The organism is Pantoea sp. GM_Pan_4 (assembly GCF_026541005.1).
GTDB classification, from domain to species: domain Bacteria; phylum Pseudomonadota; class Gammaproteobacteria; order Enterobacterales; family Enterobacteriaceae; genus Pantoea; species Pantoea dispersa.
Genome location: NZ_JALNUZ010000012.1, coordinates 23350 through 42269, shown reverse-complemented (window position 1 = coordinate 42269; position 18920 = coordinate 23350). Strand labels below are relative to the sequence as shown.

At 60.5% G+C, this 18920-nt stretch carries 18 protein-coding genes; 10 read left to right on the top strand and 8 right to left on the bottom strand.

The genetic code is table 11. The features are described 5' to 3' along the window. The first annotated feature begins 106 nt into the window (after positions 1–106). The 3 genes from paoA to paoC are packed head-to-tail and all read left to right on the top strand — an operon-like array spanning position 107 to position 3866. Positions 107–727 carry an aldehyde dehydrogenase iron-sulfur subunit PaoA gene (gene paoA / locus OXR61_RS19425; RefSeq protein ID WP_021509446.1) on the top strand — a complete coding sequence of 207 codons (621 nt, stop codon included), beginning with the start codon at positions 107–109 and terminating at the stop codon, positions 725–727. Then, positions 724–1680 (top strand): xanthine dehydrogenase family protein subunit M, encoded by a 957-nt coding sequence (locus OXR61_RS19420; RefSeq protein WP_021509447.1) that lies wholly within the window; start codon positions 724–726, stop codon positions 1678–1680. Before paoA ends, OXR61_RS19420 begins: the two co-directional genes overlap by 4 nt. After that, on the top strand, positions 1677–3866 hold the full coding sequence (gene paoC / locus OXR61_RS19415; RefSeq protein WP_021509448.1) for an aldehyde oxidoreductase molybdenum-binding subunit PaoC: 2190 nt from the start codon (positions 1677–1679) through the stop codon (positions 3864–3866). The genes OXR61_RS19420 and paoC overlap by 4 nt, the downstream gene beginning before the upstream one ends. Before the next feature lie 145 nt (positions 3867–4011). Here paoC and OXR61_RS19410 read toward each other — a convergent pair whose 3' ends face one another. The 7 genes from OXR61_RS19410 to OXR61_RS19380 are packed head-to-tail and all read right to left on the bottom strand — an operon-like array spanning position 4012 to position 10501. After that, a complete protein-coding gene (locus OXR61_RS19410; RefSeq protein WP_021509449.1) occupies positions 4012–5346 on the bottom strand; it encodes an ArgE/DapE family deacylase in 1335 nt (444 codons plus the stop codon). Between the two features lie 3 nt (positions 5347–5349). Then, positions 5350–6294: an ABC transporter permease gene (locus tag OXR61_RS19405; protein ID WP_021509450.1), complete on the bottom strand. Its 945-nt coding sequence runs from the start codon at positions 6292–6294 to the stop codon at positions 5350–5352. After that, a complete protein-coding gene (locus OXR61_RS19400; protein WP_031280098.1) occupies positions 6291–7232 on the bottom strand; it encodes an ABC transporter permease in 942 nt (313 codons plus the stop codon). Before OXR61_RS19400 ends, OXR61_RS19405 begins: the two co-directional genes overlap by 4 nt. Positions 7233–7243: 11 nt before the next feature. Continuing rightward, a complete protein-coding gene (locus OXR61_RS19395; protein WP_021509452.1) occupies positions 7244–8215 on the bottom strand; it encodes an autoinducer 2 ABC transporter substrate-binding protein in 972 nt (323 codons plus the stop codon). A gap of 24 nt (positions 8216–8239) precedes the next feature. Beyond that, on the bottom strand, positions 8240–9007 hold the full coding sequence (locus tag OXR61_RS19390) for an ATP-binding cassette domain-containing protein (protein WP_021509453.1): 768 nt from the start codon (positions 9005–9007) through the stop codon (positions 8240–8242). After that, positions 9000–9656 (bottom strand): TenA family protein, encoded by a 657-nt coding sequence (locus OXR61_RS19385; protein ID WP_021509454.1) that lies wholly within the window; start codon positions 9654–9656, stop codon positions 9000–9002. Before OXR61_RS19385 ends, OXR61_RS19390 begins: the two co-directional genes overlap by 8 nt. Further along, the gene (locus OXR61_RS19380) at positions 9656–10501 is read right to left on the bottom strand and encodes a BtpA/SgcQ family protein (protein WP_021509455.1); all 846 of its coding nucleotides are present in this window, start codon (positions 10499–10501) and stop codon (positions 9656–9658) included. Before OXR61_RS19380 ends, OXR61_RS19385 begins: the two co-directional genes overlap by 1 nt. 27 nt (positions 10502–10528) lie before the next feature. Between OXR61_RS19380 and OXR61_RS19375 the strand changes: the two genes are divergently transcribed. Beyond that, positions 10529–11392: a PfkB family carbohydrate kinase gene (locus OXR61_RS19375; protein ID WP_021509456.1), complete on the top strand. Its 864-nt coding sequence runs from the start codon at positions 10529–10531 to the stop codon at positions 11390–11392. A 35-nt stretch (positions 11393–11427) separates the two neighbouring features. On the opposite strand, the gene OXR61_RS19370 is transcribed toward OXR61_RS19375, so the two are convergent. Then, on the bottom strand, positions 11428–12378 hold the full coding sequence (locus tag OXR61_RS19370) for a substrate-binding domain-containing protein (protein ID WP_031280099.1): 951 nt from the start codon (positions 12376–12378) through the stop codon (positions 11428–11430). A 340-nt stretch (positions 12379–12718) separates the two neighbouring features. Between OXR61_RS19370 and OXR61_RS19365 the strand changes: the two genes are divergently transcribed. The 6 genes from OXR61_RS19365 to OXR61_RS19340 all read left to right on the top strand — a co-directional run bounded on the left by OXR61_RS19365 (position 12719) and on the right by OXR61_RS19340 (position 18851). Next, entirely contained in the window at positions 12719–13756 is a 1038-nt protein-coding gene (locus OXR61_RS19365; RefSeq protein ID WP_031280100.1) for a LacI family DNA-binding transcriptional regulator, read from the top strand. 360 nt (positions 13757–14116) lie between these two features. After that, on the top strand, positions 14117–14863 hold the full coding sequence (locus OXR61_RS19360; RefSeq protein WP_021509459.1) for an ATP-binding cassette domain-containing protein: 747 nt from the start codon (positions 14117–14119) through the stop codon (positions 14861–14863). A gap of 18 nt (positions 14864–14881) precedes the next feature. Further along, positions 14882–15883, top strand: a complete 1002-nt coding sequence (locus OXR61_RS19355; protein WP_021509460.1) for an ABC transporter permease — start codon at positions 14882–14884, stop codon at positions 15881–15883. A gap of 3 nt (positions 15884–15886) precedes the next feature. Next, on the top strand, positions 15887–16966 hold the full coding sequence (locus OXR61_RS19350) for a phosphotriesterase-related protein (protein WP_021509461.1): 1080 nt from the start codon (positions 15887–15889) through the stop codon (positions 16964–16966). A 14-nt stretch (positions 16967–16980) separates the two neighbouring features. Then, positions 16981–17736 carry a glutamine amidotransferase gene (locus OXR61_RS19345; protein WP_021509462.1) on the top strand — a complete coding sequence of 252 codons (756 nt, stop codon included), beginning with the start codon at positions 16981–16983 and terminating at the stop codon, positions 17734–17736. Further along, positions 17736–18851 (top strand): M20 family metallopeptidase, encoded by a 1116-nt coding sequence (locus OXR61_RS19340; protein ID WP_021509463.1) that lies wholly within the window; start codon positions 17736–17738, stop codon positions 18849–18851. The genes OXR61_RS19345 and OXR61_RS19340 overlap by 1 nt, the downstream gene beginning before the upstream one ends. The last annotated feature ends 69 nt before the right edge of the window (positions 18852–18920 follow it).

The window sequence follows — 18920 nt, the reverse complement described above, 5'->3', positions numbered from 1 at the left end:
CCGCATGGTCGTCTGCGTATTGACGTCTATGCTTAAAGTTTTCCAAAACCTTATAAAAATCGGTGTCATTGAAATTTCATTTCGCCACTTGTCCGGAGGCAAAGGCATGAGCAACCCACGCGATGAGAAGACGCAGCGGTATTCACCGCAGCAGGAAGAGACAGAGCGAGCCCGGCTGACAGCCGGTGCCGGTTCCGCCGCGCCGGCCCCCGTCACGGTGCCGGTCACGCTGCAGGTGAACGGCGAACCTCAGCAGCTTAACGTGGATACCCGTACCACGCTGCTGGACGCGCTGCGCGAACATTTACACCTGACCGGCACCAAAAAAGGCTGCGATCACGGTCAGTGCGGTGCCTGTACCGTGCTGGTCAACGGCCGGCGCATCAACGCCTGCCTCACTCTCGCGGTGATGCAGCAGGATGCCGAAGTGACCACCATTGAAGGCGTCGGCACGCCGGATGATCTGCATCCGCTGCAGTCCGCCTTTATCCGCCACGACGGCTATCAGTGCGGCTACTGCACGCCGGGGCAAATTTGTTCCTCGCTGGCGGTACTGCAGGAAATTGCGGCGGGCATTCCCAGCCATGTCACGGGCGATCTGACCGCCGCGCCAGCGCTGAGCGATGAAGAAATTCGTGAGCGCATGAGCGGCAACATCTGCCGCTGCGGCGCTTATGCCAACATTCTTGCCGCCATTGAAGAGTACGCCGGAGGCCAGAAAGCATGAGAGCCTTTACCTTTGAACGGGCTGCGACGCCTGCACAGGCCGCCAGCAGCGCAATGCAGCATCCGGGCGCACGCTTTATCGCCGGCGGTACCAATCTGCTCGATTTGATGAAGCTGGAAATTGAAACCCCGTCGCACCTGATTGATGTTAACGGACTGGCGCTGGACAGCATTGAACCCACCGCCGGGGGCGGCTTACGTATTGGTGCGCTGGTGCGCAATACCGATCTGGCGGCAGACGCGCGCATCCGGCGCGACTATGCCGTGCTGACGCGCGCGCTGGTGGCGGGCGCTTCAGGCCAGCTGCGCAATCAGGCCACCACCGCTGGCAACCTGCTGCAGCGCACGCGCTGTCCCTATTTTTACGATGTTAATCAACCCTGTAATAAGCGTCAGCCGGGTACGGGCTGTGCCGCACGCGAAGGATTCAGCCGCCAACATGCGGTGGTGGGTGTCAGCGAAGCCTGTATTGCCACCCATCCCAGCGATATGGCGGTGGCGATGCGACTGCTGGATGCGGTGATTGAAACCGTCAGCCCTGATGGCAGCCAGCGCGCTATTCCCATCGCTGAATTCTACTGCGCACCGGGCGACACGCCGCATATCGAAACCGTGCTGCAGCCGGGTGAGCTGATCGTCGCGGTTACCCTGCCTGCACCGCTGGGTGGCACCCACATTTACCGTAAGGTGCGCGATCGCGCTTCTTACGCCTTTGCGCTGGTCTCGGTGGCAACGGTTATCCTGCCTGAGGGTAGCGGCCGGGTGGCCGTCGGCGGCGTGGCCCATCAGCCGTGGCGCAGCGCGGCGGCGGATGCCGAAATTCCTCACGGGGCGCAGGCGGTCTGCGATGTGCTGTTTGCTGATGCGCGTCCCACTGAAGCCAACCGATACAAACTGTTGCTGGCGCAGCGTACGCTCGCCTCAGCGATCGCGGAAGCGAGGAGCAACGCATGAAATTTGACACACCAGCAACCGCCAATCCTATCGATCGGCAGCGCGTCGTCGGCCAGCCGCTGGCGCGCATCGACGGGCCGTTAAAAACCACCGGCTCGGCGCATTACGCCTATGAATGGCACGCTGAAGCACCGGATGCGGCCTACGGTTATGTGGTCGGCGCGCCAGTTGCCAAAGGCAATATTCTCTCGATTGACACCCACGCCGCAGCACAGGCACCGGGCGTGCTCGGCATCGTCACCGGAGCAACAGCCGGCAAGCTCAACAAGGCAGAGCGCAACACCGCGACGCTGCTGGCAAATAATAGAATCGAACACTATCACCAGGCTGTGGCGCTGGTGGTGGCGGAGACTTTCGAGCAGGCACGTGCGGCCGCGCAGTTGGTTAAGGTTAACTGCCAGGCTGAAACGGGGGCTTACGATCTTGAAGCGGCCCAGCCTGAAGTGACAACGTCACCCGAAGGTGAGCCTGATAAAACACTGGGCGACGTCGATGCTGCCCTGCACAGCGCAGCCTTTACGCTGGACGCCACCTACACCACGCCCGATCAAAGCCATATGGCAATGGAACCGCACGCTTCCATGGCGCTGTGGCAGGATGATCACCTGACGGTCTGGACCTCGAATCAGATGATTAACTGGTGCCACACCGACCTGGCGCACACGCTCGACATGCCGATGGAAAAGGTGCGCGTGCTCTCTCCTTACGTCGGCGGTGGCTTTGGCAGCAAACTGTTTCTACGAAGCGATGCGCTGCTGGCGGCTCTGGGTGCGCGCGCCGTGGGACGCGCGGTGAAAGTGATGGTGCCGCGCCCGATGATCCCTAACAACACCACGCACCGGCCAGCAACGCGGCAGCGCATCCGATTAGCTAGCGATGCGCAAGGCCATCTCACCGCCATTGCCCATGAAAGCTGGTCCGGTAACCTGCCGGGCGGAACGCCGGAAACTGCGGTGCAGCAGACTGAATTACTTTACGCCGCCGCCAATCGGCTTACCGGACTGCGCCTCGCCGAACTCGATCTGCCCGAGGGCAACGCAATGCGTGCGCCAGGTGAAGCGCCCGGTCTGATGGCGCTGGAGATCGCCATGGATGAAATGGCCGCCATCGCCGGTATCGACCCGGTTGAGTTTCGCATCATCAATGATACACAGGTCGATCCGCTGCATCCGGAGCGCTTCTTTTCACGCCGCCAGCTGGTGCAATGCCTGCGCACCGGCGCCAGCAAATTTGGCTGGGCGGAGCGCTGTGCTAAACCCGGGCAACGGCGCGAGGGGCGCTGGCTGGTGGGCATGGGCGTGGCAGCCGGTTTCCGTAATAACCTGCTGGCGCCCTCCGCCGCGCGCGTGCAGTTGGATGCGCAAGGCACAATCACCGTCGAAACCGATATGACCGATATCGGCACCGGCAGCTATACCATCATCGCCCAGACGGCAGCCGAGATGATGGGCGTGCCGATTGAGCAGGTCAGCGTGCGGCTCGGCGATTCGGCGTTTCCTGTCTCGGCGGGTTCGGGTGGCCAGTGGGGAGCCAATACCTCCACGGCCGGGGTGTACGCGGCCTGCGTCCGGCTACGCGAGAAGGTTGCCGCACAGTTGGGTCTGGATGCAGAAAGTGCAGAGTTTGCCGATGGGCACATTCACGCCAGCGGACAGCGCCTGCCGCTTACTGCGGCGGGTTCGCTGATGGCGGAAGAGACCATGGAATTCGGCGATCTGGATAAAACCTTCCAGCAATCCACCTTTGCCGGCCATTTCGTCGAAGTGGCGGTCGACAGCGCCACCGGCGAAGTGCGCGTGCGGCGCATGCTGGCGGTGTGTGCTGCGGGGCGCATCCTCAACCCCAAAACCGCGCGCAGTCAGGTGATCGGCGCGATGACCATGGGCCTCGGCGCCGCGCTGATGGAGGAGCTGGCGGTGGACACCCGGCTCGGCTACTTCGTCAATCACGACATGGCAGGCTATGAAGTGCCGGTACACGCCGATGTGCCTGAGCAGGAGGTGATTTTCCTCGATGACACCGATCCGGTCTCTTCGCCGATGAAAGCCAAAGGCGTCGGTGAACTGGGGCTGTGTGGCGTCGGTGCTGCGCTGGTTAATGCGGTCTACAATGCAACCGGCGTACGAGTGAGAGACTATCCGGTGACGCTGGATAAGTTACTCGCCGCGCTGCCCGACCAGCCGTAACGCAAGTCCCCTCCGCCAGTGCATGCTGGCTGGCGGAGGGTGGAAACGCGTGAATGGCTAAGCCGTCAGGACTGCTCAGTGACAGAATGCGCTAACGCATGACGCCGACCATCTGCGGCCAGCGTCACTGCGGTGGTTAATGCTCTCAGCGCCCCGCTTCCTTAGCCAGCCCGCACCAGTGCACCAGCGTCAGCGCAATGGCTTTGGTGCAGGCCACCAGATCGGCAATCGGCACATGTTCGTTAGGCTGATGCGACAGCGCCGGATCGCCGGGACCAAAGTTGACCGTCGGCGTCTGGCCCAGCGTGCTGGGCAAGCCAATGTCGCTGTGGGCACCAAAGCCGGCCAGCTGCGGGCTCAGTGCCGCGTCACTCACGCCCTGCTGAAAAGCGCTGACAAAAGGATGAGCGGCCGGGATCTCGGCGCAGTCGGCGTCCAGTATCCACTCCACGCGCGCCGGATGCTTTGCCAGGTAAGGATCCAGCGCGCATACCTTCGCCACGTGCGCCTCAATCTCCTGTTTTACCTTACCGCCCAGCCCCATCTCATCCTTTTCTGCCGGCAGATATTGCACGTCGATGACGATCTCGGCGCGGCCGGCAATCGACGCCGGGTGCTCGCCCACTTTCAGCTGCGTCACGATAATCTGGTTGGGCAGATCCATGAGTGGATGGTTTTTGTCGGGCTGCGTCTGCCAGCGGCGGTTCAGCACATCGAGCCCGTCCAGCATCTGGCGACACAACATCACGGCATCAACCGGACCGCTGCTGTCCCAGCTGTTCGGCGTTAATTCCGCATGGCCGCCGATGCCATCGAGGATGATGCGCGCCCACAAAATGCCGTGGCAAATCGGCGCGATGCGGTTGGCAGTGGGCTCCGTCATGATACCGGCATCGGCTTTGAAGCCGCGATCCACCATTGCCAGCGAGCCCATGCCGCCGATCTCTTCATCCACTACCGTGGTGAACACCACGTCGCCGGCCAGCTGCACGTTGAGATCCTGCAGCAACTCCACCGCCATGAGCATGCAGGCCACGCCGCCTTTCATGTCCACCGCACCGCGACCATACACCGCCTCGTTGCGGATCTCCGGCACAAATGGATCGCTGTGCCAGTGCTCAGCCGGACCCGGTGGTACCACGTCAATATGGCCGGTAAGCATCAGCGACCTGCCGCCACCGGATCCGCTCAGGGTGCCGCCCAGATTGGGACGGCCTTCAAAGGTGCGGCCTTTATTGGCGCCCGGGCGGCCCTGATACTTCTGGTACAGCGCCGGGCCATCCGGATCCCACAAATCAGTGTCCATGCCCAGCGCCATCAGCCGCTGCTGCAGGTAGCGCTGGCAGTCGCGCTCGCCTGGCCCGGCCTCGCGCGGATCGACCTTTACCACTGAGGGAAACGCCAGCAGGTCGCATAATGTCTGCGCGATACGCTGCGCGCTGGCATCGACGTGCGCGCTAATTTTTTCAGTCAGACTCATGTGTTATCTCCGATAGATAAAAAGTCGTTGTGCCATTAACACCATGATTAACAGCATGCCCACCACGCCCAGTTGCCACACGCTGTTCAGCCCCAGCTGCAACATGCAGGTTTTGAGGGTGACCAGCATCAGCGCGGCAGCAAGAACGCCGATGACACTGCCGCGCCCGCCAAAGATCGCCACGCCACCCAGCAGCGCGGCAGTCAGCGATTCCAGCTCAAGATTGACACCGATTTCCGGGCGGGCGCTGCCGAGCCAGCACAGGGAAATAAAGCCGGCGCAGCCCGCCAGCGCGCCGCTCAGGCAGTAAACCAGCAGCCGCAGGCGATCGACCGGAATGCCCACCAGCCGCGTGGCGTGCTCATTGAAGCCGCAGGCGTAGATCCATTTGCCCCACGCGCTGTTGCTGAGGATCAGCCACGCCAGCAGAAACGCCGGGATGACACAGGTTAAGAAAGGCAACGGAACGGACAGCATGGCCGCCCGCCCCCACTGCGTAAGCAGCGGCGGCACGCCGGCCAGCGCCGCACCACCGGTTAATGCCAGCGCCAGGCCGGAAAACAGATAAAAACTGCCCAGCGTAACGATCAGCGGCCAGAGGCGTAAGCGCGCCACCAGCAGGCCGTTCAGCGCGCCGGCCAGGCTACCGCTCAGCAGGCAAATCAGCGGCAGCCAGCCGGGCGCAATGCCCTGATCGAGTGCCAGCATGCCAATGACCGCCGAGAGCGAAACGTTACCGCCAACCGACAAATCAATGCCGCCGCCGCCAGTCATCACCACCAGCGACTGCCCGAGCGCCACCAGCGACAACAGCGTGGCAAACTGCAGGATGGAGGTCAGCGACCATGCCGCCAGCATCTGCGGCAGCACAATCGCGATGGCCCCCAGCAGCAACAGCCACAGCGCCAGCAGCAGCGTCAGATCGGGGGCTTTGCGCCACAGTTTCATGCCAGCCTCCTTAGCGATAACAGCCGCCCACTGGCTGCTTCACTGCTCAGCACCAGCAACAGCACCGCCCCGGTGACCACGGTTTGCCACAGCGAGGGCACGCCAATCAGCAGCAGGCCATTTTGCAGAATGCGCAACAGCAGCACGCCGAGCAGCGTGCCGAGCAGACTGCAGGAGCCGCCGGTAATGCGCGTGCCGCCCAGCACCACCGCGGCAATCGCCTCCAGTGCCAGCGTGCCGCCGACGGTCATCTCCACGTTACGATAGGTGGCGATGTAGCAGGTGGCGGCCAGGCCGCACAGCACGCCGCTGAGGGCAAAGGTCGCAACACGCACCCGGGTCACCGGAATGCCCGCCAGCCGCGCTTTTTCTTCGGAGTTGCCGGCGGCCAGCAGCCATAACCCGTACGGCGTATGGCGCAGCGCCAGCCACACCAGCGCCCAGGCCGCGATAATCAGCCAGGCCATCAGCGGCAGTCCCAGCAGCGGCCGCATCAGCGCATGCGTCAGATCGCCTGGCAGACCGGAAAGCCACTGCCCGCCCAGCAGCACAAACAGCGCCGTGCGCCAGACGCCGAACAGCCCCAGCGTGCCAACAATCGCCGGAATGCGGCCAATCACCACTACCAGCGCGGTGATCAGCCCTGCCAGCAGGCCAATAAGCGGTCCGGCCAGCGCCGCCAGCAGCGGGGATTGCAGCATCAGCAGTTGTCCGACGCCCCACGCGGCCACGCCCATCACTACGCCCACCGACACATCGACGCCGCCCATGGCGATGACCAGCGTCATACCCAGCGCGATCAACAGCAGTTCGCTGCTGTTGCGCAGAATGGTCAACAGGTTGTCAGCGGTGGCAAACCACGGTGAAAACCACGTAAAGCAGGCGCCAGCCAGCACGGCGATCGCCAGCAGGACGATTTCCCGCGAAGTCATATGCATCACAGGCCTCGTCAGAATTTGAACTGGTCGACGTTATCTTTGGTAAACACCGCCGGCCTGCCGAGCAGCAGCACACCGGTTTTGCTGTCAAAGGTCACCGGTTGAGCAAAGCCGGGAACATGGTTTTCGGCGGCAAAGGCTTTACCGTCGATCAGCTGTTTGCCCGCCCACACCGTCAGATAGCCAAGCTTTTCCGGGTCCCACAGCACGGTGTAGCCAAACGCCCCGCTTTTCAGGTAGGCGCGCGCGGTGTTCGGGCTGCAGAAACCGCTGCCGATCACCTTGCCGTTTTTGCCAGCGGTTTCGATGGCCTGCGCCACGCCCGGACAGGTCGTGGACGCCATGGCAATCACCCCTTTCAGATCGGGGTTAGCGGACATCAAATCGGTGGTGATTTGCGCCGCGCGGCTGGCGGAGCCGCCGGCGTACTGGGGTTTGAGCAGCGTAATGTGCGGATATTTGCTTTTCACCCGCTGCTGCATAAAGCCAATCCAGCTGTTGAGGTTGGACGCGGTGGCTTCGCCGGAGACGATGCCAATTTTGCCGCGCTCGCCGACGCGTTTGACCATCTCATCGATCACCGTATCGCCCAGTCCCTCATCGGTGGCCTGCGCCACATAAACCGGCCGGCCGCTGTCGGGCGCATCGCTGTCGCTGGTGAACAGATGCACATTACTCGCCTGCGCCTGCGCCATCACCGGCGCAATACTGGAGGCATCCAGCACGCTGATGCCAATCGCACTGACCTTCTGCGCAATCAGGTTCTGCACGATCTGCAGCTGATCCATCGGGTTAGTATCTACCGGACCGCTATAGACAAACTCCACGCCGAGATCGTGCGCGGCGCGCTTGCCGCCCGCCTCCATCGCCTGAAAATAGGGAATACCGATGATTTGTGGCACAAAGGCCACCTTTTGCGCCGCGAGGGCGTAACCCGATACCAGCAGTGACAGCGAACAAACAGCAGTAGCAATGCGATGCATGATGATTTCCCCTGGTGTACGTGCTTAGGTGTTTTCGAAAATGCGCGCATCAGGATGCGCACCGGTAATGAGTGCAACGATTTCGTCTGGCGTGGTGTCCGCGTGACGGCGCTCGGCGATTTTGCGGCCGCGACGAAACACCACCATGCGATCGGCCACGGCAAACACATCGCTGATGTTGTGGCTGATCAGCACCACGGCGCAGCCGCGTTCCGCCAGGCGGCGCGTCAGCTGCAGGACTTTCTGCGTCTCCGCGACCGCCAGCGCGGCGGTGGGTTCATCCATGATCACCAGCTGCGCGTTGAGATTGAGTGCGCGGCAGATCGCCACCGCCTGGCGCTGGCCACCGGACAGACTGCCGACCGCCGCTTCGGCATCGGAAATGTGCGCATCGAGTTCGGTCAGCAGTTGATCCACCGTTTCGCGCATCGCGCGGCGGCGCAGAAAAGGAATGCCGAGCACGCGGCGCTTCAGCTCGCGGCCAAGAAACACGTTCTCGGCAATCGACAGATTCTCTGCCAGCGCCAGCTCCTGATAGATGGTGGCAATACCGTGCTCGGCGGCCTGGCGTGGCGAGGTGAATTTCACCGCCCTGCCGTCTACCCACAGCTCACCCTCGCTGGCGCTGTACGCACCGGATAACACTTTGGTAAAGGTCGATTTGCCCGCGCCGTTGTCACCCAGCAGCGCCAGCACTTCGCCGCGATGGATCGACAGATTGACCTGGCTGAGCGCCGTTAGCGCGCCGAAGCGTTTACCGATGTTGCGCGCTTCGATGAAACAGCTAGTCATGGGCGCCCTCCGGGTAAGCCGCGCTGTGGAAATCAATCTCCCACTGCAGCACGCGGGCGTAAAGCTGCGACAGCTGCGCCTGTTGCGCCGCGCTGAGCGTCAGTGCGCACTGGTCGAGTTCGGTTTTCAGCCACTGCGCCTGCTGATGGAACTCGTCTTCAGCATGCATCTCTACCCAGCGGCGCACGTCAGCGTCCTGCTGCGATTGCGCGCTGACGCGCAGGCACCAGTGGTAATACATCCACTCGGCACCGAACATCAGGGTGATGATTTCCGCATAGCTGCCCTGCTGCGCGACTTTCAGCATGCCATCGCGGAATGCGCTGACGCCGGGCAGATCGTCCGGATAATCCGCTGGCTGAATGCCGCGCCGCGCCAGCACCGCCTCAAACCAGGCGATTTGCGTATCCACCAGCGCATTGAGCACGCCAATCAGCCAGCGCTGCTGACGAATGCCGGGCGCCTTGCTCACCGCCAGCGCAAAAATAGCGATGGCGGTGGCGACGAAGTTACCCTCAAACACCAGATAACGATTAAACACGCTGTCCGGCAGCCGATCGTGCTCAATGTCGACGACAAAGCGGTGCTGCTGCATCGCCTGCCATAGCGCCTGATGCTGCGTCAGCAGCCGATCGCTGAAGCTTTCCATCACGCCTCCTCCAGCGCAGCCTGCGCCACCGCCATGAAGTGCTTCACGCGCGCCAGTTCCACCGGGTTCCACCACACGCCATCGACTTTCAGCGTGCTGGCGACAATCACCCCCTGCGTGCGGCCAAGGATCTGGCAGACGTTGTCCGGCGTCACGCCTGAGCCCACCAGCAGCGGCAAGGCAGTTGCGGCGCGGATTTCGTCGATCTCACTCAGCGTGGCGCTGTCGCCGGTGCGCTGGCCGGTGGCGATCACCGCATCGGCTTCGAAGAAGTCGACGTCACGCGTCAGCTCCTGAATTGAGCGGTCGGCGACAATCGCGTGGCTGCCGTGTTTAACATGGCTATCGGCAAATACGCGGATATGATCGGCCCGCAGCTGATTGCGATAGCGCAGCGCTTTAGCGGCTGCCCCTTCGATAAAACCTTCATTGGCGATATAGGCATTGGCCCACTGGTTAACGCGCACAAAATCCGCCCCGCCGGCTAATGCCGTGGCAATTGCCGGGATTGCCGCATTGGCCAGCACGTTAATTCCCAGCGGTGCAGCAAAACGCTCGCGGATTTTATCGGTGATCACCGCCATAAATGCCGCCGTTTCCGGACCAATATCGTCGGGCTTGGCAAAGGGAATATCGCCATGATTCTCAACGATTAAACCGTGCACGCCGCCAGCGAGATAATTATCCGCATCGCGCAGGGCGCAATCGATAATTTCACTCGCCGGTTTACCACGATATTTCGGCGAGCCGGGAAAGGCATCGCAGTGAATAACACCAATCACCGCTTTACTGCGTGAAAAAATATCTTGTATTGCGTTACTTTTTTCTGCTGATATAGAAGCCATCTCTTTCACCTTATTAACGAGAAAACTATGCGTGTCTATGTTGCAGGCAATATTGTGGTGGATGAAACCTGGTCCATCGATCAACTCCCTGAAAAAGGCGCCTCAATTCATGGCAAAAAAATTGCGCAGGATATCGGTGGCAAAGGCGCCAATCAGGCAATCATACTTTCGCGTTGCGGCATCGATACGCGCTTAATTAGCGCCACCGGCGATGATATTAACGGCCAGTGGATCCGCGGACGCATCCGGCACGAGAAATTAACCTTACTGCCGCCTCAGTTTTTGTCTGCTCACAGTGACACCTCAATTATTTTTAATAGCAGCGATGGCGATAATGCCATTATTACTACCACCGCCGCGGCCGACGCACTGGCAGCGGATATTATCCTGGCTTACTTAGCCGATGCCGCTGCCGGCGATATTCTGCTGCAGCAGGGCAATTTTTCTGCGGAGAAAACCCGCCGGTTATTTAGCTGGGCAAAAGCGCATGGCTTAACCACGGTATTTAATCCTTCACCGGTCAATCCGGACTTCGCCGATCTCTGGCCACTGATTGACATCGCGGTGGTCAATCAACCGGAAGCCGATCTGCTGCAACCCGCCGGCGTTAACACACTGGTGATTACCCAGGGTGCTGCCGGTGCGCTGCTGATGCGCGGCAATCAGCGCGTGTACTGCCCGGCGATGAACGTCGCGACCGTCGATACCACCGGCGCCGGTGACACCTTCCTCGCCGTGCTGCTGGCGTCTGCCCTGCTGCGCGGCGTCGCGCCCGACCTGCTGGCGCTGCAGCATGCCAGCGCGGCGGCGGCGATCACCGTCAGTCGCACTGGCACGCTGAACGCGTTTCCCGATGCTGATGAATTGCAACGTATTCTGGCGCAGCGCTAAGCCTGGGCGCAGACGTTCGCGTCTGCGCCTGGCGGTTACTTAAACAGCGAACGGTAGCTGTCGACGTTGGCTTTGGTCACCACCGTGGCCGGAACCAGAATGGTTTTGCTCACGGTTTTGCCGGCCGTCAGGCTATTCAGCGCTTTCAGCGCTTCTTCACCCATTTTCTTTGGATCCTGCTGCAGCACGGCGGTAACGTAGCCACCGTCAATGCCGCTGATGGCTTTTGCCGTCAGATCCCAGCCGAATACCTTGATGTCCTTCTGCCGTCCCTGGTTTTCTACTGCGGCAATGGCACCCAGCAGCGCCGGCTCGCCGGTGGCATAGATCGCGGTGAGATCCGGGTTGCCGGTAATCAGGTTTTCGGCAGCGGTCATGGCGTTGTCCTGAATATTCTGGCCATCGACCACATCGGCGACCGTTATCTGGCTGTTGCTTTTAATCGTCTCTTCAAAACCTTTCTGGCGCTGGTTTTGGATGGCCGAATTGAGCGCGCCGACAATTCCCAGTCGCGCTTTACCGCCCATCTCTTTCGCAACATAATCGACAAAGTATTTACCAAGGATTTTTCCGCCTTCGAGGTTATCTACGCCCACCTGCGCTGCCTGCGGACCGGCAGGCAATACGGCATCAATCGCAATCACCGGAATATTCGCCGCTGCGGCTTCTTTTATCGCTGGCACAATACCGTTGACATCGATTGCATCCACCAGAATGCCTTTCACTCCCTGCTGAATATAGTTTTCAATCGCATCGTTTTGCGCCACGGGATTATCGTTGGCGTTATAAATCACCAGCTGTTTACCGCTGGCTTTGGCCGCTTCCTGCGCGCCCTGATTCATCAGGTTAAAAAACAGCGCCTGCTGATTAATCTGGACTAACGCATAAGTGGGTGCGGCGTGAGCCTGAACGCATAATGAACCTGCGGCGAGTAAACCACTCGCGATGAACAGTGAACGCAGTTTTCCGCTGAAAGATGACATCATTGAGTTCCTCGTCGGGAATAATAATAACCAGCGCTTCTCAGCGACGTACCGCTGAGCGTTTTTTTTGGCAGGTAAATATCAGTTCAATGATTCTGAGCACGGCGATAATGCCGTGTTTTGATGCCGCCGGCGTTATCTTTTTCGGCATCCCATCCACTGGGAGTGCGGGGTGAAAAAAACAATGTCGGGTTGGGAAGTTAATCCCGGTACTGCGGTAAACGCTTTATACAATTCGCCCGACGAATTTTTTTGTCAAGTGTTTATTTCTCCAGCAATGCAATCGGGAAAGCGCTGTATTAGTCGCGCTTAACTGTGTTACAGATAAGCCACCCCGGCAAACATGGCGAAATGGATGAGTACAAAACGCGTGTTGTTATCTGACGTGGCAAAGCTGGCTGGCCTGTCAAAAGCCACGGTGTCACGCTATCTGAATCACAGTATTGTGCTGCCGCAGGACACCGTTGACCGCATTGAAAGCGCGATCCGCACGCTGGACTATCGCGGTAATTCTCTTGCGCGGCGTTTAAGCAAAGGCGGCAGCGAAACCCTGGGCCTGGTGCTGCCGGATATCACTAACCCGTTTTTTGCCGAACTGGCGGATGCCGCCGAAGAAGCGGCGTCGGCACACGGTTACAGTCTGGTGCTGTGCATCACGCGTAACAACCCGGACAAAGAGGCGCAGTTTATCCGCTGGCTGGATACGCGCCAGGTGGATGGCCTGCTGTTCACCACCAACCGGCCGGACAACGGCCTGCTGCGCGATGAAATTCAGCGGCAGCGCCATGTGGTGCTGCTGGATGAAGACATTCCCGGCAGTAACGTGCCGAAGGTCTTTGCGGATAACGTGCAGGGTGGCCGCATGGCCACCGAGCAGTTGATCGCCGCCGGGCACACGCAGATAGCGTTTATCGGCGGCCCGGAGCAGCTGATGAGCGTGCGCGAACGCTATCTTGGCTTTTGCACCGCGATGCAGCAGGCCGGTTTAACCGTACCGCCGCAATGGGTGATGTATGGCAACTACGAACGCGAATTTGGTCAGCAGGCGTTGCAGCACCTGTTCCGCTGCACGCCGCGCCCTACCGCTGTGTTCGCCGCCAGTGACTATCTGGTGCTGGGACTGCTCGACGGTCTGCGCGCCATCGGCCTGCAGGCACCGGCGGCGCTGTCGCTGGTCGGCTTCGATGACGCCAACTACAGCGATCTGACCCAGCCGCGGATCTCCACCATCCGCCAGCCAGCGCGCCAGCTGGGCCACACGGCGGTAAGCATTATGCTGCGCCTGCTCAACAACGACAGCAGCATCCCGATGGAGACACGTTTACCGGTGGAATGGATCGGTCGCGATTCGGTGGGATTTGTTAGCGATGTCCCAAAATGAGGCAAAACTGCACAATTATGGCGCAAAAAGTGAGCGATTTTTTCCGTTAGCGGTATAGTGAGTAAACCGGTTTACTTGCTGATTACATAACATACGATGTATTACAACAAGTTAGCCGCGAGTGCAGTGCCTGTTATTCAGGCTGGCATGGATGCTGCAATGTCATACCTGGCGAGTAAATATCATTGTAGCGTTTACCCTGTTGCTGTGAGTTAAGGGTTTATCTGACAGGTAAACCGGTTTACTAGATTGTAAATCGTGTCAGATAGCCTCTTTTTCGCGACCGGCTAAACATTTCCCACAGGCGTTGATGGGAGTGATCCAATGCAGCAATTACCAGCTCTTCCGGCCCGGGTGGAGATGATTAACATCACTAAAACCTACGGCTCAATTCGTTCTCTGCGCGGCGTCAATCTGCAACTGGCCCCCGGGGAAGTGCTCGGTCTGGTGGGCGACAACGGCGCCGGCAAATCGACGCTGACCAAAGTGCTGTCCGGCGCGGTGATCCCTACCAGCGGCGCGATCCGCATTGATGGTGAACAGCAGCACTTCAGCAATCCGGCGGATTCGCGCCGTTGCCATATCGAAATGGTGTATCAGGATCTGTCGCTGTGCGACACGGTCGACGTGGCCGGTAACCTGTTCATGGGCCGCGAACCGACCAGACGCATCCTCGGCGTGCCGTTTCTCGATCAGGCCACAATGCATGCGCAGGCGCGTGAGATGCTGAAAGGCCTCGGCATCTCAATTCCCGATACCCGTCTGCTGGTGCGTAACCTCTCCGGCGGGCAGCGTCAGGCCATTGCCATCGCCCGTGCCGCTGCGTTCGATCCCAAAGTGCTGATTATGGATGAACCCACTGCCGCGCTGGCGGTGGCGGAAGTTGAGGCGGTGCTGGAGCTGATTCGCCGCGTGTCGGCGCGCGGCGTCAGCGTGATCCTCATCACCCATCGGCTGCAGGATCTGTTCCTGGTGTGCGATCGCATCATGGTGATGTACGAGGGCACCAACGTGGCCGACCGCCGTGTGGCGGACACCAGCCTGAGCGATATCGTCAACCTGATCGTAGGTGAGAAATTTACCGCGCAGTCCGCGGCAGCACACTGAGGTAACAGGATGAGCATCATGAATTTAGGCAGTTCACGCATGATCCAGCACTCTCTGCCGCGCCGCTTGTTGCATAACCATTCGGGTGTGGTGAGCATCGCGCTGTTTTTTGTCTTTTGCTGCGTGGTGTTTTCGCTGATCACCAGCAACTTTCTTACCAGTACCAACTGGCTGAATATCATCCGGCAAAGTGCGCCGCTGCTGATCGTCGCCACCGCGATGACGCTGGTGATTACTACCGGCGGCATCGATTTGTCGGTCGGCTCAACGCTGGCGCTGGTGGGCGCGCTGTCGGCCATTGCGCTCAATAACTGGGGCTTGCCGTGGCCGGTGGTGCTGATTGGCGGGCTGCTGCTCGGTGCGCTGGTGGGCGCCATCAACGGCTTCTTTATCGCCTGGGAAGGGATACCGGCATTTATCGTCACACTGGCCACGCTGGCAGTGGTGCGCGGCATCGCGCTGCTGGTGACGCAGGGCTATTCGATCCCGGTGCCGGCTGACAGCCTGTTCACCTTAATGGGGCGCGCCTGGGTGCTGGGGATTCCCATGCCGGCGCTGATCGGCATCGTGGTGCTGCTGGCCGGTCACATTGTGCTTAATCACCTGCGCTTTGGCCGCTACGTCACCGCCATCGGTGCCAACGCGGAAGGTGCACGGCGCAGCGGTATCAATACCAAAGCGGTGACCATGAAAGTGTACATTCTCAGCGGTATGGCGGCGGCGCTGGCTGGCATGATCATCACCGCGCGCCTCGGCAGCGGCTCCTCTAACCAGGGCGAAGGTTTTGAACTGCAGGTGATTGCGGCGGTAGTGCTGGGCAGTACCAGCCTGTTTGGCGGCTTTGGAACCGTGATCGGTACGCTGCTCGGCGCGCTGTCGATTGCCATTATCCAGAACGGCCTGATTTTGTCGCATATCTCGCCGTTTTATACCCAGATCGCCACTGGCACCATCATTCTGCTCGCCATCTGGCTCAACACCCGCATTCTCAACCCGAGCCGCGCGCCCGCCAAAGGATAGCCCATGAAAGGATCAATTTTTCGCCATGCAGATCCGTTGCCGCTCGGCGTCAGCAGCGGTCAGGTGATGACGGTACTCGGTCCGCTGCCGGTGGCGGAGATGGGCGTCACGCTGATGCACGAGCACATTTTACTGGATGCCTCCGGTAAATGGGTACCGCCCTGCTGCTGTAGCGACCGCCACATTGCTGAAATGCCGGTGCGCATCGAGAACCTCGGCGAGCTGTCGCTTAACCCGCTGATGAGTCGCGACAACTGCCAGCTGTTTGATGTCGATACCGCAATTGACGAGCTAATGAAATACCGCGCGCTGGGCGGCGAAACGGTGATCGATCCGACCAATATCGGCATCGGCCGCGATGGTAAAGCACTACAGCGCATCGCCCGTCTCACCGGCCTGAATATTGTGATGGGCACCGGTCTGTATCTGGAGCCGTCGCATCCGGAGTGGGTAAAAACCATCAGCGTGGAACAGCTGACCGACAAGCTGATTTATGACCTCGGCGGACTGCCGGAGAAGCCGGAGGTGCTGGCCGGGCTGATCGGTGAAATCGGCATATCCAGCCGCTTCACGCCCGATGAAGAAAAATCGCTGCGTGCCGCCGGGCGCGCCAGTGCGGCCACCGGCGTACCGATTCAGGTGCATCTGCCCGGCTGGGAACGGCTCGGCCATAAGGTGCTGGATATTCTGGCGCAGGAAGGTGCCGACCTGCGCCACACCGTGCTGTGTCACATGAACCCCAGCTTTGCCGACAAAACCTACCAGCGCGAGCTGGCGGATCGCGGCGTGTTCCTCGAATACGACATGATCGGCATGAGCTACTACTACGCCGACGAATCGGCGCAGTCACCGTCCGATGAGGAGAACGCGCGCGCCATTTGCGCACTGATCGACGACGGTTATCTGCAGCAGATTCTGCTGTCCCAGGACGTGTTCCTGAAAACCATGCTGACGCGCTACGGCGGTCATGGCTATGGCTACATCCTCAAACATTTTGTTCCGCGCCTGAAACGTCATGGCGTCAGCGGCGAACAACTCGAAACCCTGATGATCACTAATCCGCAACGGGTGTTTGGCGGATAAACGGAGAAGTTGGCATGCAAAAGAATGTCTTGCTGGTCGGTGAATCCTGGACCAGTACCGCAACGCACGTAAAAGGCTTTGATCAGTTTGCTACCGCCACCTGGCACAGCGGTGCGGCGGATTTTCTCGCTGCGCTGCAGGATAGCACCTATGCCGTCACGCATATGCCGGCTCACGCCGCCGCCACTGATTTTCCGCAGACGCTGGAGGATTTGCAGCGCTGGGACGTGATTATTCTGTCCGATATCGGTGCCAATACCCTGCTGCTGCATCCGGACACCTGGCTGAAAAGCCGGCGTACGCCCAATCGCCTGGCGCTGATACACGACTATGTTGCCGCAGGTGGCGCATTGATGATGGTGGGCGGCTATTACAGTTTTCAGGGGATTAACGGTGGCGCACGCTATCGCAATACGCTGGTGGAGAAAGTGCTGCCGGTGCGCTGTCTGGCCTGGGACGACCGTATCGAAACGCCGGAAGGCAGTTACGCTGAGGTGACAACGTCACACAAAGTGGTTACCGATCTTCCCGGCGACTGGCCGTGGCTGCTCGGTTACAACGAAGTGGAGATGCAGCCGGAAGGCACGCTGCTGGCCACCGTGGCGGGCACCGGCCATCCGCTGCTGGCGGTGCGCGAATATCAGCAAGGCCGCTCGCTGGTGTGGACCAGTGACATGTCAGCTCACTGGCTGCCGGAAGAGTTCAGCCGCTGGCCGGGCTATCGCCAGCTGTGGATCAACTGCCTCGACTGGCTGACGGAGCGTGACTGATGCCAGCGCGCTCACTGCCTCTGGCGCAGCAGCTGCTGAGCTTTGACACCATCAATCCACCGGGCAATGAGCTGGCCTGTGTGCAATTCCTCGCCGCGTGGCTACAGGAGCAGGGCTTCGTTGTCGAACTGACGGGGTTTGGCGAGCAGCGCGCCAACCTGATCGCCCGCCTGCCGGGCCAGATGCCGGGCAAACCGCTGGCCTTTACCGGCCATCTGGACACCGTGCCGCTGGGTAATCAGCCGTGGCAGTTTGATCCGTTTGGTCACGACATTGATGGCGACCGGCTCTACGGGCGCGGCGCCAGCGATATGAAAGCGGCGGTAGCGGCGTTTGTGCTGGCCTGCGTGCAGCATAAAGCGGCGATTGCTGCCGGGCGCGGCGTGGTACTGCTGCTGACCGGCGGTGAAGAGACCGGCTGCCATGGTGCGCAGGCGCTGATCGCGGCCGGGCAGTTGCCTGAAATTGGCGCGCTGATCGTGGGCGAGCCGACCGCCAACCAGCCGGTGATCGGCCACAAAGGCGCGCTGTGGCTGCGCTGCGAAACGCGTGGCAAAACCGCGCACGGAGCCATGCCGGAGCTGGGTATCAACGCCATCTACCTGGCGGCTGATGCGCTGGGTAAAATTCGTCACTTTTCACCGGGCGCGCCGCATCCGCTGATGAAACAGCCGACGCTGAACGTCGGCCGCATTGAGGGCGGCCTCAACATCAACTCGGTGCCTGACCGCGCCGCGTTTGATGTGGATATCCGCAGCGCGCCCAACCTGCAACACGCGGTGATTCGCCAGCAGCTGGCGACCTTTCTCGGTGACAGCGTGCACATCAGCACGCTGGTCGATCTGCCGGCGGTGCTGAGCCCGGAGCGGCACCAGTGGATTCAGTCGGTGTACCGTGCCTGCGAAGCCGTGACGCAGCAACCTGCGGAAGCGCGCATCGTGCCCTATTTTACCGATGCCTCGCTGCTGCTGCCGGCGCTCGGCGATCCGCCTTGCATCATTCTCGGTCCCGGTGAGCCGACGCAGGCGCACCAGACCGATGAATATTGCCTGGTGAGCCGTCTGAGCGAGGCAGAGCAGATTTACGGGCAGCTCATCGCTGACTGGATGCGCTGAGTGCCGCTGATGCGCTAAAAACGGATTTTTTCCCTCTGCGCCGCCGGAAACGCGCAGCAGCCTGTTACA

Excerpts from the sequence above, each read along its gene's own strand:
- paoC (WP_021509448.1), top strand. The coding sequence starts at position 1,677 with ATGAAATTTGACACACCAGCAACCGCCAATCCTATCGATCGGCAGCGC.
- OXR61_RS19420 (WP_021509447.1), top strand. The coding sequence starts at position 724 with ATGAGAGCCTTTACCTTTGAACGGGCTGCGACGCCTGCACAGGCCGCC.
- OXR61_RS19385 (WP_021509454.1), bottom strand. The coding sequence starts at position 9,656 with ATGGAAAGCTTCAGCGATCGGCTGCTGACGCAGCATCAGGCGCTATGG.
- OXR61_RS19340 (WP_021509463.1), top strand. The coding sequence starts at position 17,736 with ATGCCAGCGCGCTCACTGCCTCTGGCGCAGCAGCTGCTGAGCTTTGAC.
- OXR61_RS19410 (WP_021509449.1), bottom strand. The coding sequence starts at position 5,346 with ATGAGTCTGACTGAAAAAATTAGCGCGCACGTCGATGCCAGCGCGCAG.
- OXR61_RS19360 (WP_021509459.1), top strand. The coding sequence starts at position 14,117 with ATGATTAACATCACTAAAACCTACGGCTCAATTCGTTCTCTGCGCGGC.
- OXR61_RS19400 (WP_031280098.1), bottom strand. The coding sequence starts at position 7,232 with ATGCATATGACTTCGCGGGAAATCGTCCTGCTGGCGATCGCCGTGCTG.
- OXR61_RS19370 (WP_031280099.1), bottom strand. The coding sequence starts at position 12,378 with ATGATGTCATCTTTCAGCGGAAAACTGCGTTCACTGTTCATCGCGAGT.
- OXR61_RS19365 (WP_031280100.1), top strand. The coding sequence starts at position 12,719 with ATGGCGAAATGGATGAGTACAAAACGCGTGTTGTTATCTGACGTGGCA.
- OXR61_RS19375 (WP_021509456.1), top strand. The coding sequence starts at position 10,529 with ATGCGTGTCTATGTTGCAGGCAATATTGTGGTGGATGAAACCTGGTCC.
- OXR61_RS19405 (WP_021509450.1), bottom strand. The coding sequence starts at position 6,294 with ATGAAACTGTGGCGCAAAGCCCCCGATCTGACGCTGCTGCTGGCGCTG.
- paoA (WP_021509446.1), top strand. The coding sequence starts at position 107 with ATGAGCAACCCACGCGATGAGAAGACGCAGCGGTATTCACCGCAGCAG.
- OXR61_RS19345 (WP_021509462.1), top strand. The coding sequence starts at position 16,981 with ATGCAAAAGAATGTCTTGCTGGTCGGTGAATCCTGGACCAGTACCGCA.
- OXR61_RS19390 (WP_021509453.1), bottom strand. The coding sequence starts at position 9,007 with ATGACTAGCTGTTTCATCGAAGCGCGCAACATCGGTAAACGCTTCGGC.
- OXR61_RS19395 (WP_021509452.1), bottom strand. The coding sequence starts at position 8,215 with ATGCATCGCATTGCTACTGCTGTTTGTTCGCTGTCACTGCTGGTATCG.
- OXR61_RS19380 (WP_021509455.1), bottom strand. The coding sequence starts at position 10,501 with ATGGCTTCTATATCAGCAGAAAAAAGTAACGCAATACAAGATATTTTT.
- OXR61_RS19355 (WP_021509460.1), top strand. The coding sequence starts at position 14,882 with ATGAATTTAGGCAGTTCACGCATGATCCAGCACTCTCTGCCGCGCCGC.
- OXR61_RS19350 (WP_021509461.1), top strand. The coding sequence starts at position 15,887 with ATGAAAGGATCAATTTTTCGCCATGCAGATCCGTTGCCGCTCGGCGTC.